General features: G+C 62.1%; 11 protein-coding genes. 6 read left to right on the top strand and 5 right to left on the bottom strand.

The window, feature by feature from the left end; translation table 11 throughout:
* Positions 1 to 646 precede the first annotated feature (646 nt).
* The 4 genes from C3B78_RS11350 to C3B78_RS11335 all read left to right on the top strand — a co-directional run bounded on the left by C3B78_RS11350 (position 647) and on the right by C3B78_RS11335 (position 4,791).
* Positions 647 to 2,026, top strand: coding sequence for a DUF262 domain-containing protein (locus C3B78_RS11350; RefSeq protein WP_104998172.1), 1,380 nt, complete (start codon positions 647 to 649; stop codon positions 2,024 to 2,026).
* On the top strand, positions 2,026 to 4,005 hold the full coding sequence (locus C3B78_RS11345) for a DUF262 domain-containing protein (RefSeq protein WP_104998171.1): 1,980 nt from the start codon (positions 2,026 to 2,028) through the stop codon (positions 4,003 to 4,005). Before C3B78_RS11350 ends, C3B78_RS11345 begins: the two co-directional genes overlap by 1 nt.
* 280 nt (positions 4,006 to 4,285) lie before the next feature.
* Positions 4,286 to 4,534 (top strand): type II toxin-antitoxin system Phd/YefM family antitoxin, encoded by a 249-nt coding sequence (locus tag C3B78_RS11340; RefSeq protein ID WP_104999753.1) that lies wholly within the window; start codon positions 4,286 to 4,288, stop codon positions 4,532 to 4,534.
* Positions 4,531 to 4,791, top strand: a complete 261-nt coding sequence (locus C3B78_RS11335; RefSeq protein WP_104998170.1) for a type II toxin-antitoxin system RelE family toxin — start codon at positions 4,531 to 4,533, stop codon at positions 4,789 to 4,791. The genes C3B78_RS11340 and C3B78_RS11335 overlap by 4 nt, the downstream gene beginning before the upstream one ends.
* A gap of 24 nt (positions 4,792 to 4,815) precedes the next feature.
* On the opposite strand, the gene C3B78_RS11330 is transcribed toward C3B78_RS11335, so the two are convergent.
* The 5 genes from C3B78_RS11330 to C3B78_RS11310 all read right to left on the bottom strand — a co-directional run bounded on the left by C3B78_RS11330 (position 4,816) and on the right by C3B78_RS11310 (position 13,454).
* Positions 4,816 to 5,289, bottom strand: a complete 474-nt coding sequence (locus C3B78_RS11330; RefSeq protein ID WP_104998169.1) for a hypothetical protein — start codon at positions 5,287 to 5,289, stop codon at positions 4,816 to 4,818.
* A gap of 53 nt (positions 5,290 to 5,342) precedes the next feature.
* Positions 5,343 to 8,531: a type I restriction endonuclease subunit R gene (locus C3B78_RS11325; protein ID WP_104998168.1), complete on the bottom strand. Its 3,189-nt coding sequence runs from the start codon at positions 8,529 to 8,531 to the stop codon at positions 5,343 to 5,345.
* 86 nt (positions 8,532 to 8,617) lie between these two features.
* A complete protein-coding gene (locus C3B78_RS11320) occupies positions 8,618 to 9,766 on the bottom strand; it encodes a restriction endonuclease subunit S (RefSeq protein WP_158677236.1) in 1,149 nt (382 codons plus the stop codon).
* A complete protein-coding gene (locus C3B78_RS11315; protein WP_104998166.1) occupies positions 9,763 to 11,391 on the bottom strand; it encodes a class I SAM-dependent DNA methyltransferase in 1,629 nt (542 codons plus the stop codon). Before C3B78_RS11315 ends, C3B78_RS11320 begins: the two co-directional genes overlap by 4 nt.
* The gene (locus C3B78_RS11310; RefSeq protein WP_199775238.1) at positions 11,391 to 13,454 is read right to left on the bottom strand and encodes a hypothetical protein; all 2,064 of its coding nucleotides are present in this window, start codon (positions 13,452 to 13,454) and stop codon (positions 11,391 to 11,393) included. Before C3B78_RS11310 ends, C3B78_RS11315 begins: the two co-directional genes overlap by 1 nt.
* Positions 13,455 to 13,694: 240 nt before the next feature.
* Here C3B78_RS11310 and C3B78_RS11305 point away from each other — a divergent pair, with 240 nt between their 5' ends.
* Entirely contained in the window at positions 13,695 to 14,357 is a 663-nt protein-coding gene (locus tag C3B78_RS11305; RefSeq protein ID WP_104998165.1) for a hypothetical protein, read from the top strand.
* A 42-nt stretch (positions 14,358 to 14,399) separates the two neighbouring features.
* Positions 14,400 to 15,071, top strand: a complete 672-nt coding sequence (locus C3B78_RS11300; protein WP_104998164.1) for a DUF4352 domain-containing protein — start codon at positions 14,400 to 14,402, stop codon at positions 15,069 to 15,071.
* The last annotated feature ends 150 nt before the right edge of the window (positions 15,072 to 15,221 follow it).

Genomic DNA, 15,221 nt, shown 5'->3' with positions numbered 1-15,221 from the left:
AATTCTCCCAAGCGCTTAGCGGCCTTCTAGTCGCCTAGGAAGCGCTGGTACCTCCTGGTCATGCCTTCTTCTAAGGGTTTTGTGCGTTTCATGCAGCAGCGTTTCGCCTTGCTGGCGCTTGGGAAGCGCGGGGCTTGGCGAAATCCTTCCTTCCGGGCTACATCAATAACATCCTGGCGGAACTCCGCCCCCATCAGGCGTGGGCATGATCAACATCCTTCCACGAGCACAAGCTCGCTAGGTCGAGGAGTCAAACAAAACCGGGGGAAGTCCCCCCGCCGGAAGACGACGAACGGCCACGCGGTCCTGCCATCGAGCGTCGTCCCTGCGGCTGTCCTGTAGTTTCCGTCCCACTCCAGAACGCGCGCGTCCGTTCCGGCAGGCCGGGTCACGGGCCCCTTCAGCTGCTTCGCGCCGACGCTCCGAGAGCCAGGGGGCTAGGTGAGGTTCATCCCTGTTCTCCGCGTTGCCACGGGGGAGCCGGCGTGCTCCAGATCCTATTGTTCCAACAATGCCAACGTATTCGTAGGTCCCATAGGACACACGCTGTAGTTCGACGCGCGAAGCACTGTGTAGGGCAGCTAGTCCCTTAGAGTCTCAATGACGGGCTGCTGGTTGGTTGCCCAATTTGCGAGAGGGGTTTCGTGTGGCTATTGATCGCGAGAAGGGCGTCAGAGTTGTCACCGTTGGTGAGTTGTTAGATGAAGGACTGACGATCCCGTCCTATCAAAGGCCCTACAGCTGGGAGCCTGCCACTGCGCTCCAACTTTTCGACGACATCCGTGAGGCATTCAGGGCAGAAGAGGCTTTGCCAAATGCGGACCAGGTCCAATGGCCTTCGTATGTGCTCGGCGCCGTTATCCTCCATAGGGACAACGAGAATGTTCAGATCCACGTTGTCGACGGCCAGCAGCGTCTCTTGACCCTGACAATATTGCTGGATCTACTTGATGAGGCGAGCGAAGGCCATATCGAGGTCCTGCCGATCGAGCAGGAGGACCCAGCCGCTCGTGTAGTTCGGGTCCGTACGGAGTTGGCCCGTCGTGTCAGACACATGGAGGAGCCAGCTAAAGCTTTTGCTGACTTCATCCGTAGCAACTGCGAAATCATTCGAGTGGAGACGGATGACGCGGACGAGGCTTTTCGGGTTTTCGACTCACAGAACTATCGGGGCAAGTCCCTGCTGCCACACGATTTGCTGAAGGCATACCATCTGCGCGAGATGAGCGACGAGTCTGACGCTATGCGAGAAGCCCTCGTCGAGGGTTGGCAGAATGTCCCCGATGCAGAGCTCGACCGGCTCTTCTCAACGTACCTTTGGCGTATCAAGCGGTGGGCGCGTGGACTTTCGGCACCAACTTTCTCAACGCGATACATCGACTCCTTCAAAGGCTTGACACCCAAATCGGCAAGCACGCCCGCCGCGCGCTACCACCTCGCTGCTCAAACCGCCGTGCCTATGCTCGCGGCCTGGGTTGAGCACTCCGATGAAGCGAACCGGATGACCAACCGAACGCGCTTCCAAATCGACGCACCCGTGGTCGCAGGACGGTCCTTCTTCGAGATGGTTACGTTCATGTTGGCAGAATTACGAAGACTCCGCGAAGAGGGCTTCGATGAACAGAACGGGAACGAGGGCAAGGAAAAGTCTTGGGGCCACTTCGCCTCCACGGACGACGACTTTCGCGAGCTCCCATCGCGAGCGAGGTATCGATACGTTTCCGAGCTTTATCTGGCAGCACTGCTCTACTACACAAACAAATTCGGCGACGTCGAGATTCGCGAGGCAAAGAGCCGGTTGTTCACGTGGGCCTACACCCTCCGGACGAGTTACCAGCGGCTTCAGCTAGTCACCGTGAACAACCACGCCAGTTCTTTAGACTACAGTGCATCGGCTTTCGTTCTTCTTCGGAGTGCTGAGACCTCGACCGAACTTCGGCGGTTACGCGTCGAGGTCAAAGGACGAGACGACATACCAAAGCATGAGCAGGATTTAATGCGCCTCTTGGATAGGTTGGCCGGTTGATGATCGAAAACTTAGCAGCGAATTTGTTTACGGTCGGCGAGCTCTTTGATGAGGTGAAAACGCACTACGAAATTCCAATTTATCAGCGCAACTACGCCTGGGGCGTTGAGCAGATCGAGCAACTCATTGATGACGTGTGGGCGGCAGCACAGGCGGAAGCTGACGATTACTTCTTAGGTAATTTGATAGTGGCCCGGAAGCCTCCCGGCCTCAGGAGGGATGGCGTGACCTTCGAGGTCGTGGATGGTCAGCAACGACTGACAACCCTGTTGATGCTATTGACGCACCTCGGAGTCGCTCCGAAGGCGCAACTCACGTATCAATCTCGAAGGAACGCGACCCAAGCGCTGACGCGCCTCACGACTTCGGCCGATGACGAAGGTGCCGGCATCCACCTGGGCTTCCATGTGATCAAGTCGCGCATGGCGAAGTTCAGGACCCCCGAAGAACGAGACACTTTTCAGAGATTCTTAGAGGATAACGTGCAGCTCGTGCGAGCGATTCTCCCTGTACAGACGGACTTGAATAAGTACTTCGAGATTATGAACACCCGTGGCCAGCAGCTGGAGCAGGTCGACATTATCAAGGCGCGACTGATGAGTTACCTGCGCAACGAGGCGGGGGAGGTCGAGGACGATAGGGCTTGCCTTGCCTGGGTCTGGGACGCCTGCGCTGAGATGAACTCGTACATCCAAATGGCGCTGACTCCAAGCAACACGGACTTGCGAGACGAAATGTTTGGTCCGAGATGGGACCGCCTTACGGTTTCGACATTCGATGACCTGATCCTCAAAAGGCCGCAGGTTCACGCCCGGAGCGGCGTGAGCCGGAGTGCGGGCGTGAGCTTGGGCGAAGCGCTCCGGCTCTACGCCAGAACCCCTGCGGAGCCAACCGAGGAAGACTCCGAAAGTCGCCGGTTCGAGTCGCCCATCAAGTTCCCAACTCTGCTCCTTCACGCGCTAAAAGTTCTGAGGGAGACGGACGGCGAGGACGACGTCGATGGCCACCTCGACGACGGCAAGTTGATCAAGCTTTTCGAAAGCGATTTCAAACCTCTCTCCGAGACTCAGCGGTCGGGCCGGGTCAAGCGGTTCATCGAGGTTCTTCTGCGATGCAAGTTCGTGCTGGACAATTACGTTCTCAAGCGTGAGTTCACGGCAACCAACGCTGACGACGGCGCCTGGTCTCTTAAACGCCTGACGCGGGGAGAGTCAGCCTCTCAGCGAGGCAAACGCACTACGGTCAATGCGCGCTTTCCCAACGCCTTCTCGCCCGACAGAGCGGAATGGGAAGACGCCCCCGTTGACGATGCAACACGCGACGTGCTGCTGCTCCAATCGATGTTCCGAGTCACCTACACCTCTCCGCGGACAATGCACTGGATCACGAGAATCCTACGCGAACCGATCATCGGCCTGACGCAGCAGGACGCGGCTCAATCGATCCTCGCCGTCTTAAAGACACACGCGCGCCAGAAGGTGCAGCAAGCATTCTTTGTCGGGTCCCAGCCAGCCGGGTTCAATATTGAGCGGATCGTGTTCACCTACCTTGACTACCTCTTGGCAACGGAGGGTGCCGGTCCCGACTCCCCGGCCGACCCCAACTTCACTTTCGTGTACCGGAACTCCGTAGAGCACTTCTTCCCTCAGTACGCCAACCGGGACGATGACGGCTGGGAATTGGTGACGCCTGATGATAAGGAGCTCCATATGTTCGGAAACCTCGCGCTAGTCAGTGTCAGCACGAACTCCAAATTCAGCAACAACCTGCCCCCCTACAAGGCGAACAAGACAGAGATCGTCAGGCAGAGCACCAAACTTCAACTAATGTCGGACTTGGTCAAGAGCGGAATCACATGGGACAGAACGGCGATTCGCCAGCACGACCGGGCAATGGTGAACGTGCTCCGCGAGGATCTGCGAGAGGCTGGCTACGATGTTGACATCCACTCTGCGGAATCCTTGACGAGGCCGTCCTAGCGGATTGACCCGTTTCGGGTCTCGCAGTCGCAGAAGGCTCAATGACAGCGGCGGGACGAAGACATGTTCCTCTGGGCTGCCAGGTTGTGACCCCACATCACCTCTCGATTTCGCCAACTGGGGTAGTAGGCCAGCATCGGCAGTAGTCCACTAAAACCGCGGAACCATGGGGGTCCGCATTTGGCGCTTTCCGCCAAATAGGCGTGGGTCTCACATTTAGTCTCGCTCGTTTCGCATGGAGCAGATGTACATCTGGTGCTAGCGGATGTACATTTGTTTTATGTCGACCATCAATATCACTGACGCGCGATCACACTTGCCCGAGCTCATCGAAAAGGCCGAGTCGGAGCCGGTGTTCATTGAGCGTCGCGGACATCGGGCAGCAGTTTTGGTATCGCCAGAGCGCTATGAGCAGATGCTTGATGCCTTGGAAGAAGTCGAGGACATTGCGGCATTCGATGCAGCGATGGCGGAAGAAGGCGAGAACATTCCCTGGATACAAGTGAAGGCGGATCTGGGCTGGGCATGAGCCCCTACCGGATTGAGCTAAGACCTGCGGCCATCCGCGCACTAAAGAAAATTCATCCCGAGGACAAAGAACGCATTCAAGGTGCCATCGCGCTCCTCGGCCAAGACCCGCGGCCGCCCAAAGCAATTGCCTTGAGCGGCCGTCCGGGTTATCGGGTCCGTGTTGGTGACTACCGGATCATCTATACGATCGAGGATGACGTTTTGCTCGTTGTGGTTGTGACCGTAGGGCACCGCCGCGACGTCTACAACAAGTAGGGAACCCGTCCAATCTCCCGCGGGTCAAGACACAATTGACCGCTGTCGGTTTACCCGTTCGACGCCCCGGATGATGAGTTCCCCGGCTACTCCTAACCCAATCAGGGCCAACAGGTTTCCATTCCGCATGGAACTTCCAGCGATGTAGCTATTCTGGGCTGCTTGAACCACCGCAATATCGTTCAAGTACCACCCGTTGACAACACTCTGCTGCGGTGCTCCCTTGGTCTCGCCCGCGTTTAGTTCATTCGTGACGGCAGCCTCGGTAAGGTCCGCTCTCCAGTCTGACGGATTGCTGCCGCTATGAATCGCAGGGTTGTTGACGATCCACGTGATGATCAGCAGCAGACCCAGCACTGAGCCCAAAACGATCCTGGCCCCGTTGGCCGACCGGAGTTTCGATAACTTCAGACGCTTGGCCCTCAGTTGCGGTGCATGGTCCGGCGCCGGCGGCACGTCCGGAACCGCGTTCCCATTGGATGCTTCGTAAGTAGTCATATCCCCATTTTCATCGTGCTGTTCCAACCACCTGTTGGCGGAAATTTCGTGGGCTACGCCCGTGCTTCGGCAAACCTTGGCGCCATGGATTCCATCTGCTCCATGACGAGTTTGATGGCCTCCGGCTGCTTGTCCGGCGGATAGCCGAACCGCACCAGGAGCCGCTTGATTGAGGACCGAAGCTTCGCCCGGACGTCATCGCGCACCGTCCAGTCTGTCCGGACGTCGCGGCGCATCACCGAGACAAGCTCGCGGGCAATGTCTGCGAGTACGCCTTCGCCCTGGACGTCCACCGCCGACTCGTTCTGCGCCACCGCGTCATAGAACGCCAGCTCATCCGAGTTCAGCGGGGGAGTGAACTGTGAACCACGCTTACCTTCGGCAGCAACCTCACGCGCCAGTTCCACCAACTCCGCAATCACCTCGGCAGATGTCAGCTGCTGGTTGGTGTACTTCTTCATCAGCTCGGTGATGCGCTCCGAAAACGCCCGCTGCCGGATCACGTTGTTCCGCGTAGATGAAGCAGACTCATCGGCAATCAGCTTCCGCAGCGCCTCGATGGCCAGCTGCGGGTTCCGTGCCTTCTGCGTCTTGGCAATAAACTCCGGCGTCAGGTCATCCAGGGACGGCTTGGGCATGCCGGCAGCGTCGTAGATGTCCAGCACTTCACCCGAGGAAGTGGCAGAGGCAATCAGGTTCCCCAGCAGCCGCTGGATGTCCTCGGGAACCGGCTCGCCGCTGGCCTGCCGGTCCGCGGCGTCGTACTTCGCCATCCAGACGCGGATTTCCTCGTACACCTGAATCTCCGGCCGCAGCTCAACCAACGTCTCGGATCCAGAGCACAGCGCCCACGCGCGGGACAACTGGCTCGAGAACTTGCGGTACTTCGCGGCCAGCGACTCGTCGCCGTCGGCAGGCTGGTTGCCCGGCGTCGCAGGATTGCGCAGGTAGCTGACCGCGCCGGTCACGGCGTTGAGGAACGACTTCGGTCCGCCCTTTATCCACACGGCTTTCCAGTCGTAGCCGGCCAGCAAGGAACGCAAAGTTTCCACCAGGGAAACCGTCAGCCCAACAGCCTCGTCAATGTTCTTGCCCACCGGCTTGTTCGCCCGGTCCGACTGCGTGTACTCGCCCAGCGCCTTCGCGAGGTTCTCCGCCAGCGGCGCGTACGCCACCAGCAGCCCGTCCTCCTTGCCGCGGAACGTGCGGTTCACCCGCGCCAGCGTCTGCATCAGCAGCGCGCCCTTGAGCGGCCGGTCCAGGTACAGCGTGTGCAGAGGGGGAGAGTCGTAGCCGGTGAGCATCATGTCCTTGACGATCACCAGCTCCAGCTCGTCGTCGACGTTCTTAAGCCGCTCCTTGACCTGGGCATTCAGCGAATCCCGGCGCACGTGATCGGCCACCGGCGGCACATCGGTCGCGTCGCCCGAGTACACCACCTTGATCCTGCCCTTCGACAGGTCGTCCGAATGCCAGTCCGGCCGCAACTCCACGATCGCGGCGTACAGCTTCGCGCAGATCTCCCGCGTGCCGCCTACAATCATCGCCTTGCCCGGCGCCTCGATGAACTTGCCCATCCGCTCGCGCCGGTTCTCCCAGTGCGCCACCAGGTCCTCGGCCAGCGCAGCAATGCGCTGCGGCGCACCATAGACAGCGTTGACGACGGCGACACTCGCCTCGATGCGCGCACGTTCCGTATCGTCGAGCCCCAGTGTCAGTTCGTCAGCGGACTTGTCCAGGTCCTCCTCCGTGACACCTTCGGAAAGCCCCACCTTGATCAGCCGCGGCTCGAAGTACACCGGCACTGTCGCGCCGTCTTCCACCGCCCGGGACAGGTCGTAGATGTCAATGTAGTCGCCGAAGACATCCTTGGTGTTGCGGTCATCGAAGGAGATCGGGGTCCCGGTGAACGCGATCAGCGTGGCGTGGGGGAGTGCGTCGCGCAGGTGCCGGGCGTAGCCGTCCAGATCGTCGTAGTGCGAGCGGTGCGCCTCGTCCACCACCACAATGATGTTGCGCCGGTCGGACAGCAGCGGGTGATCGGCGCCGGCGTCCTTCTCTGACTTGCTGCGCCCGAATTTCTGCAGGGTGGTGAAATAGATGCCACCGGTGGTCCGGTTGCTCAACTCATCGCGCAGCTCGGAGCGTTTCCTGATCTGCTTTGGCGACTCGGCGAGGAGGAGGCTGCGGTCAAAGCCTTCAAACAGCTGCCCGTCGAGCTCGTTCCGATCGGTAATCACCACGACGGTCGGGTTCTTCAGCTTTGGCTGGCGCGCCACCATGTTCGCATACAGTTCCATTTCCATGGACTTGCCCGACCCCTGCGTATGCCAGACCACGCCCGCCTTGCCGTTGCTTTCCACCGCTTGGATGGTGTTGGCCACGGCCTTGGTCACGGCGTAGTACTGATGCGGCTTGGCAATGCGTTTTGCCAAACCGCCGGAGCCCTGGTCGAACGCGGTGAAGTTCCGGACGAGCTGCAGGAAACGTTCCTGGTTATAGAGGCCATCCAGCGCAGTGTCCAGGGCAGTAACGGCGTCGCCGTCGACCATGTAGCCCTGCGGGACGGGTACGCCGTCGTCGTCCACATTCCACGGTGAGAAGTGGTTGAAGGGGGTAAACGGCGTTCCGTACTTGGCCTGGATCCCGTCGGTGGCGAGGGTGAAGACGCAGAAGCGGAACGCCATGGGGAATTCGCGGAGGTAGGTCTGGAGCTGGGCGTGGGCGCCGGGGAGGTCGGCGTGGGCGTTGCCGGCCTTCTTGAGTTCGATGATGCTGACGGGCATGCCGTTGCAGTAGAGCACGACGTCGAAGCGCCGTTTGTAGTCGCCCTGCACCAGGGTGACCTGGTTGACGGCGAGCCAGTCGTTCTGGTCCGGCGCCTGGCTGAGCAGCCGGATGGTCGGGTTGGCTTCGTTGCCGTCGGAGTCGATGTATGTCAGCCGGTAGCCGTCGACGAGGCAGTTGTGGATGTGGTGGTTCTCGGCCATCGCGTCGTTCGACTTTGGTGATGCGATTTCCGCCAGAGCCTGCTGCAGGTACTGTGCGGGGACTGCCGGGTTGAGGCGCTGGAGGGCGGCAAGCAGGCGCGGCCGGATGAGGAGTTCGGCCCAGGACTCGCGTTCCCCCGTGCCGGGTGCGATGGCCTGCCCCTCCAGCGGCTTCCAGTCCAGTTCGCCGAGCCGCTCCTTCGCGGCGCCCTCCCAGTCGGCTTCGGAAAAGGCTACTGCTGGTGTTGTCACGGTGATTCCCCCACAATCGATTTGTTGTTCAGCTTACTCAGGCTTCGGGGACTATCCCCGGTGCCCGCTACAACCGCTCTGGGCGCCTAGACTCCGGCGTTCTCCAACACCTTCTCCGCATCCTTGACTCGTAGCTTTCCGGACATGAGCTGTGGTAGGAGTGCATTGCGGGTAGAAGCAAGGGTCAGGTTCTCCTCGCCCAGACGCACTTCGAGTTCCGACAAGCTTTCTAGGATCGGAGCGACTTTAGAGGAAACGTCAGACGCTGGAACTTTCAGCTCCGCAGAGAAAAGTGACTCCATGCGAATGTATGGCTGCCCAGTGCCTGCCCTGTGTGGGGTCATGTCAATTAGATCCAGGCCATGCCGGAGAACTGACGGTTCCGTTCCAGTCATAGGAACGATGGCTGACGCATTATTATTGACCCAGGCAGGACGTTGGGACCAACGCAGGTTGCCGCAGTACGAGCCTATTTTGGCTAGGACAGCAAAGCCCCCCTGCTGGAGCGCGCGGTCATGGCGGCCCATGACGCTATTGGAGCCGAAAACAAAGTAAGGACCGTCGCTGACATAGTCTTCCTTGGCCAGATACCTTCCTGCGACATTATTGGCCACATTACGCAGTTGGACGCTGACGGCGTCCGGGCGATTTATTGCGCTGCGGTACAGCGCTCGACCTAGTGATACCGCCGTGACGGCGAGTTTGGTATTTGCGGCGATCTTGTCGTCAAGGGCGCTCAGCAACTGTGCAATCGCCTGTTGCTCAGCCATGGTCGGTACACCGATCTCTACTGCGTAGAGCTGATCGGAATTGAGGCGCCCGGTTCCGTGTCCTGCTTCGTCCACGATTCCGAGGATGTGCTGGCTTCGAGCTGCGATTGAGTACGCAAGAAACTCCGGTTCGATGCCGGGCCCGGCTACCAAAGCCTTGCAGTCTTGGCCGAAAGCCATGTCTCGCTGAGCAATCCCGAGTCGAAACTCGGTCTTCAGCGACATGCCTCTTACGACCATAAGGATGGTGCCGGCCTTAACAATACGAGTTCCATGCTCGGCGCCAAGGTCGGTTATGCGGCGGTCAGAATCCCACAACCTGAAGTTCGTGAGACTTCCGGACGAGATCCACGGGATGTCGCCGTTCCAGTACTCAGGAGTAGTTGTTGATGGAGTGCCACCGGACAGCCACTTACCGGAGTCCCTGAGCTGCGTTGGTTGCCAACCGTCTGGAAAGCTACTCACAAAACCCGCCCCAATTGCTGGCGCACAACTGCCGCCAGCCGCTCGGACTCCTCGAACTGCTCAAGCAGCTCCTTAGACAACCGGGCGATTTTCTCCTCGAGCGGCTCGCCGTCTTCCTCCACGTCGGCAGCTCCGACGTACCGCCCGGGCGTCAGTGCGTAGTCCGCTGCCTTGACCTCCGCGAGGCTGGCCGAATAGCAGAAGCCCGCCTCGTCGTCGTACGTCAGCCCGGCCTCAACCGCCGACGAAGTCCCGCGCCAGGAGTGGTAGGTGTTGGCGATCTTGGCGATGTCCTCGTCCGACAGGGCACGCTCGGCGCGGTCCACCATGTAGCCCAGGTTCCGGGCGTCGATGAAAAGCACCTGACCGGTACGGTCCACTGACCCGCGCGGGCCTGCGGTCTTGTCCTTCGCGAAGAACCAGGTGCACACCGGGATGCCCGTGCTGCGGAACAGCTGGGTGGGCAGCGCCACCATGCAGGAGACGAGGTCGGCCTCCACCAGCTGGGCGCGGATCTCGCCCTCGCCGCCCGAGTTGGAGGACATGGATCCGTTGGCCATGACCACGCCTGCGCTGCCGCCGGGCGCCAGCTTGGAGATGATGTGCTGGATCCACGCATAGTTGGCGTTGCCGGCCGGCGGCACGCCGTACTTCCAGCGCGGGTCCGATTCGGAACGTGCCCAGTCCTTGATGTTGAACGGCGGGTTGGCCATGATGAAGTCCGCGCCGTTGTTCCCGGTCAGCTCCGGGTGCTGGTCACGGGCGAACGTGTCGCCCCAGCGCGAGGCGAGGTTGGCGTTCAGCCCATGGATGGCCAGGTTCATCTTGGCCATCCGCCAGGTGCGCTCATTGAGCTCCTGGCCGTAAACGGAGATGTCCGAGCCCTCCATGTTGTGGGCAGCCAGGAACTTCTCGGCCTGGACGAACATGCCGCCCGAACCGCAGCAGGGATCGTACACCCGGCCCCTGTGCGGCTCCAGCACCTCCACCAGCACCCGGACCACGCCGGCGGGCGTGTAGAACTCGCCGCCGCGCTTGCCCTCGGCCTTGGCGAACTTCTCCAGGAAGTACTCATACACCTCGCCGAGCAGGTCGCGCGCCTTGCTGGCGCCCTGCCCGGTGAAGCGAGCCGAGTTGAACAGGTCCAGCAGCTCACCCAGCCGGCGCTGGTCCACGTTGTCCCGGTTGTAAATCTTGGGAAGCGTGGCGGCCAGGGACTTGTTATCGGCCATGATGAGCTCCATCGCCTCATCAATCAGCAGCCCGATGGACTTCGGCGTCGCACCGTCCACCGCATCCAACCCCTTCGCGTGCTCCGCAAGGTAGGTCCAGCGGGCCCGGGGCGACACCCAGAACACGCCGCGGCCGGTGTACTCGTCCACGTCGTCGATCAGCTGGGCGATCTGCTCCTCGTTGAGCCCGTCCGCTTCCAGCTCAGCCTGGATCTGTCCGCGCCGCTCCTCGAACGCGTCCGACACATACTTCAGGAACACCAGCCCCAGGATCACGTCCTTGTACTGCGAGGCATCCATCGAGCCGCGGAGCTTGTCCGCCGCCTTCCAGAGCGTGTCCTTGAGTTCCTTCATGGTGGACGGGGCGAGGTCCGCCTTCACTTTCGGGGGCATTATGCAGTTCCTTCTTCTGGTACGGCGTGGGTAATAGGGTCTGTCAGGGTGAGGCTTCCGCCCGCTACGCCGTCCGTAATCAGGGTAGCGAGTTCTTCCAGTTGCTTGAGGCGTTCGCGGGCTTGGGCCTGCTCGTGTTGCAGGGTCTCCAGGGTGTTGATTAGCGGCTGGCGCTGGGCTTCCGCTGTGCGGCGCAGCCGCCAGTTGCGCCAGGTTTTGTCCGCAGGGTTGAGGCTGTTGATGTCACGGGCGACGACGTCGGGCGCCAGGCCGCCCGGGTCACCGCGGTCTACCCTCAGGATCCGAGCAGGGAAGACGACGACGGCGCCGCCCTCCGCGTCCACCACCGCGGCGGGCCGCGGGCTGGTACAGAAGACCACGTCACCGGGCTCGGTGAGGCGCCCTGCCGGGTATTTGGCGGCGAAATCGAGAAGAGTGATGAAGCGCGGCTGGGCATTGTGCGGATCCAGCAGTTCCTCGCGGCCCAGGATCCTGCTCCCGGCCCGGCCGTTGAGGTCGGCCTCCTCAAGGCGGACACCCTTCACGTACCTGAGGTTGCCGGTATTCATCAGCTCCTGGACCGTTGCGGACGGGAGCGGATCGCCTGCCGCCGCGGGCTGGACCGCCGGGAGTGCAGGCGGCTCGGCCGCCCCGGCGGAAAGGACCCGGACGAGTTCCTCGATCCGCAGCGCTGTCTCGATTCCGCGCGCCGCCGTCGTACTCCTGGCCGGCGGGACGCCGACAAGCGATCCGTGGCTGGCCAGCAGGATGCGCGTCTGCACCAGACGGGCGAACCGGAAGGAGTGAGCACGGGTGGTGGCGCGGCTGCCCATGGAGGCGACGGCGTCGCTGATCAGGTCCTGGCTCACATCGAGGGTGAGCGGGGTGGTGCTCAGGTCCGCCACCATGGTCCAGCGGTCGGCGATGGGCACTTCCGCGAAGGACGGACCCAGCACCCACAGGGCCTGCGGTTCGCGCGGCTTGGCGCGAAGAAGACCCGGCTGGAGCCGGACGATTGCACGCACCCGGCCGGAACGCAGGAGACCCGCGCGCAGGTTCCCGGCCTCGCCCTGCAGGGGGTCGCACAGCACTCGGGCGGGGGCAATGACCACCGCCCGCTGGGAGTCGTCCATCTGCAGGACGATGTTCTCGATGCCCAGCAGGATACCGGTGGTGTCCAGTGCAGGATCGCCGGGAGCCGGATATTGGGCCACATGCACGGCGGGACCACTGACGGTGAAGGCGCCTTTGGCGTCAACCTTGACCGGTGCGCTGTCCGCGCCGTGCACTGCCAGGCGGCGGCGGGCAAACCGTGAGGCGCCGCCGTCGTGATCTGCTGCAAGAAAGGTGACCGTGCCTGATTCGCCGGACTGCTGCACGATGCTGAGCATCACGTCGCTGCCACCCGGCGTTGAGTCCACGAACAGCGGCTTCCGGTCCAGGGTTGCGGCGAGCTCCAGTGCTGTGGTGCTGACAAGCTTGAGCGCAGCGTCCGTCAGGGCAGTGTCTGATTGCTCCCGCAGCCCTGCCTTGAAGCGGTGGGCGAGCAGTTTCTCGAACGCTGCCGGCGCGCTGAACGCACTGTCTGCAAGCCGGTCGGCGAAGTTCGCCAGGCCCGGCAGTGCAGTACCCAGGGCCTCCAGCTCGGAGTAGAGGAAGACGTCGTCCGGGTCAGCCTCATCGGCGGAGTCCAGCAGCTCGGCGGTGCTGGTTCGGCTGAGGATATGCCCGGTGATGACCTTTAGGGCGAGGAGCGAGGTGAGGCCATCGAAGGTCTGCCGACTGTCCCGGGGCGCTCCAGCTGCCGGGGTGGCCAACCTCGCGAACACGGCGGCGTCGTTCGTAGCTTCCGCGTTGTTCCCGCGCCCGGTGGCCTGGAGCCAGGCGGTGACCTCGTCGGCGTCGAACAGCTCGATTCCGTTGGCGGTGGCGGCGGCCGCAGGGAACGGCAGCGGTCCTCCGCTGCTTCGCCTGCGCCACATGGAGACCACCGGCCGCTGGACCTGCGCAAGGGAAGCTACATCGGAGAGGCTCATGTGCAGTGAGCCGGTAGCTGTGTCCATGGCTGCCCCCTTCAGTCGGAATCGTCCCATCAGCCTAACGGGATGCTGTGACACTGACGCCTGCGCACTGATAACCCGGGTTATCAGGTGCCTGCGGCGGATGTGCCGACGTCCGCTCGTAAGTTCGTCCTGCAGCCAAGAGGGAATCTTCCGGAGCTGCGGCGGCGGCGGGAAACCGTGCATTGGGGGATCGGTATCCCGCCGCCGTTCAGCGGTTATCCACGAACAGAGGAAGAGAAGATGTTGAACAGCGACATCGGCCCGGCAGACATGCCGGAGAGCGAGACCGTAGTTGAAACCGAGTCCGGTCAGCCCGCCCACGTGACCAAACGAAGCCGGAAGAAGCCCATTCTCCTGGCGAGTGCCGCCATCGTACTTTTTGCCGGCGGAATCGCGTTCGGAACTGTCCTGCCGGATCCGAAAACAAGCGAGGCGTATGCGTCCCTCGCAGACGAGAAGTCGACGGTGGAGATTGAGCGCGACGCCGCGCTGTCCAGCTACGCCACGCTGAAAGGCAAGTTCGACACCCTCGAAAGGGGTATGGCGTCCCGCGAGTCCAAGGTTGCGGCGCGGGAGGCCGAGGTTGGAAAAGCCGATGCCGCGGTCAAGTCCGCTGAAGCGGCGGTGAAGGTCCGCGAAGAGGCCGTCACCGGGGCGGAGAAGACCAAGGCGGCCAACACCATCGGTGACGGCACCTGGACCGTGGGCACCGACATCGAGCCAGGCACCTACCGGACGGCCGCCGACGTCGGCTCCTCCTGCTACTGGGGCATCTATGCCACCGGCAGCAACGGCAGCAACATCATCGACAACGACCTCCCCGGCGGCGGACGGCCCTCCGTGGCACTCTCCGCCGGCCAGGATTTCAAATCCACCCGCTGCGGCAAATGGGAAAAGCAGTAGCCGTTTTCCGGAGCATCCACCGCATCACCGAAAGGCACCACCATGACCCACCCTAACTTTGCCCCTTTTCCGCCCGCCGCCCAGGCGCCTGCGCCGCGGCCGTTCTTCAAGAAGAAGCGCTTCGTCATCCCCGCCGGCGTGCTGCTCCTTGGCATCATGCTTGGCTCCTGCTCCGGCGGGGGAGCGGGCACTGCCGGCGATGGCAGTGTTCCGGCTGCTTCCGCCGAGGCCGCCCAGCCGGCGGCAGCACCGGCGTCGGCCGCGGCGGTTCCTGCACCTGCGGCACCTGCCGCTCCTGCGGCACCTGCCGCACCCGCGGCGCCTGCCGCACCGACGGTGGGGACGCCTTTCACAGTGGAGATGCGCAACGGCAACGTTGCCCGGATCACGATTGTCTCCGCGGTGAGGACTGACACCGTCAGCACGACGGCGTTTGCCACGCCGCCGAAGAACGGCACCTACCTGCTCCTGGACGTCCTCTGGGAGACCGAGAAGGGCGCGACCTCGTCCAACCCGCTGTACTTCTCCGCGAAGGATGCCAACGGGCGCAAGGCCGACCTCAGTATGTTTGCCGACAACCAGCTTGGTTCCGGAGAGGTACTGCCGGGGGACAAGTCACGCGGCTTCATCGCGTTTGATATCGCTCCCGGCGCCGCCACTGTGATGATCTCGGATCCGCTGCTGCAGGAGGCGGCGCGGATCCAGATTCCGTAGAAGCCGAGGTAGAAAACCGAGGGCCGTGTGCCGCGCGCAGTCTGTGCAGCGTGGCGCACGGAGTCCCACCGCATCATGCGGAACACTGATGACGTCGCGGCGGGGGAGCTTTCCTTCGGTCTGCGCGGCAGATCGAACAGCAGAAGAAGT

Origin of the sequence: Arthrobacter sp. PGP41 (genome assembly GCF_002953935.1) — a bacterium.
Taxonomy (GTDB): domain Bacteria; phylum Actinomycetota; class Actinomycetes; order Actinomycetales; family Micrococcaceae; genus Arthrobacter.
The sequence above is the reverse complement of the archived record's forward strand: the minus strand, read 5'-3'. Positions and strand labels throughout refer to the sequence as shown.

Coding starts and splice junctions, on each gene's coding strand:
- C3B78_RS11310 (WP_199775238.1), bottom strand. CDS start 13,454: ATGGACACAGCTACCGGCTCACTGCACATGAGCCTCTCCGATGTAGCT.
- C3B78_RS11345 (WP_104998171.1), top strand. CDS start 2,026: ATGATCGAAAACTTAGCAGCGAATTTGTTTACGGTCGGCGAGCTCTTT.
- C3B78_RS11315 (WP_104998166.1), bottom strand. CDS start 11,391: ATGCCCCCGAAAGTGAAGGCGGACCTCGCCCCGTCCACCATGAAGGAA.
- C3B78_RS11305 (WP_104998165.1), top strand. CDS start 13,695: ATGTTGAACAGCGACATCGGCCCGGCAGACATGCCGGAGAGCGAGACC.
- C3B78_RS11330 (WP_104998169.1), bottom strand. CDS start 5,289: ATGACTACTTACGAAGCATCCAATGGGAACGCGGTTCCGGACGTGCCG.
- C3B78_RS11335 (WP_104998170.1), top strand. CDS start 4,531: ATGAGCCCCTACCGGATTGAGCTAAGACCTGCGGCCATCCGCGCACTA.
- C3B78_RS11300 (WP_104998164.1), top strand. CDS start 14,400: ATGACCCACCCTAACTTTGCCCCTTTTCCGCCCGCCGCCCAGGCGCCT.
- C3B78_RS11340 (WP_104999753.1), top strand. CDS start 4,286: ATGTCGACCATCAATATCACTGACGCGCGATCACACTTGCCCGAGCTC.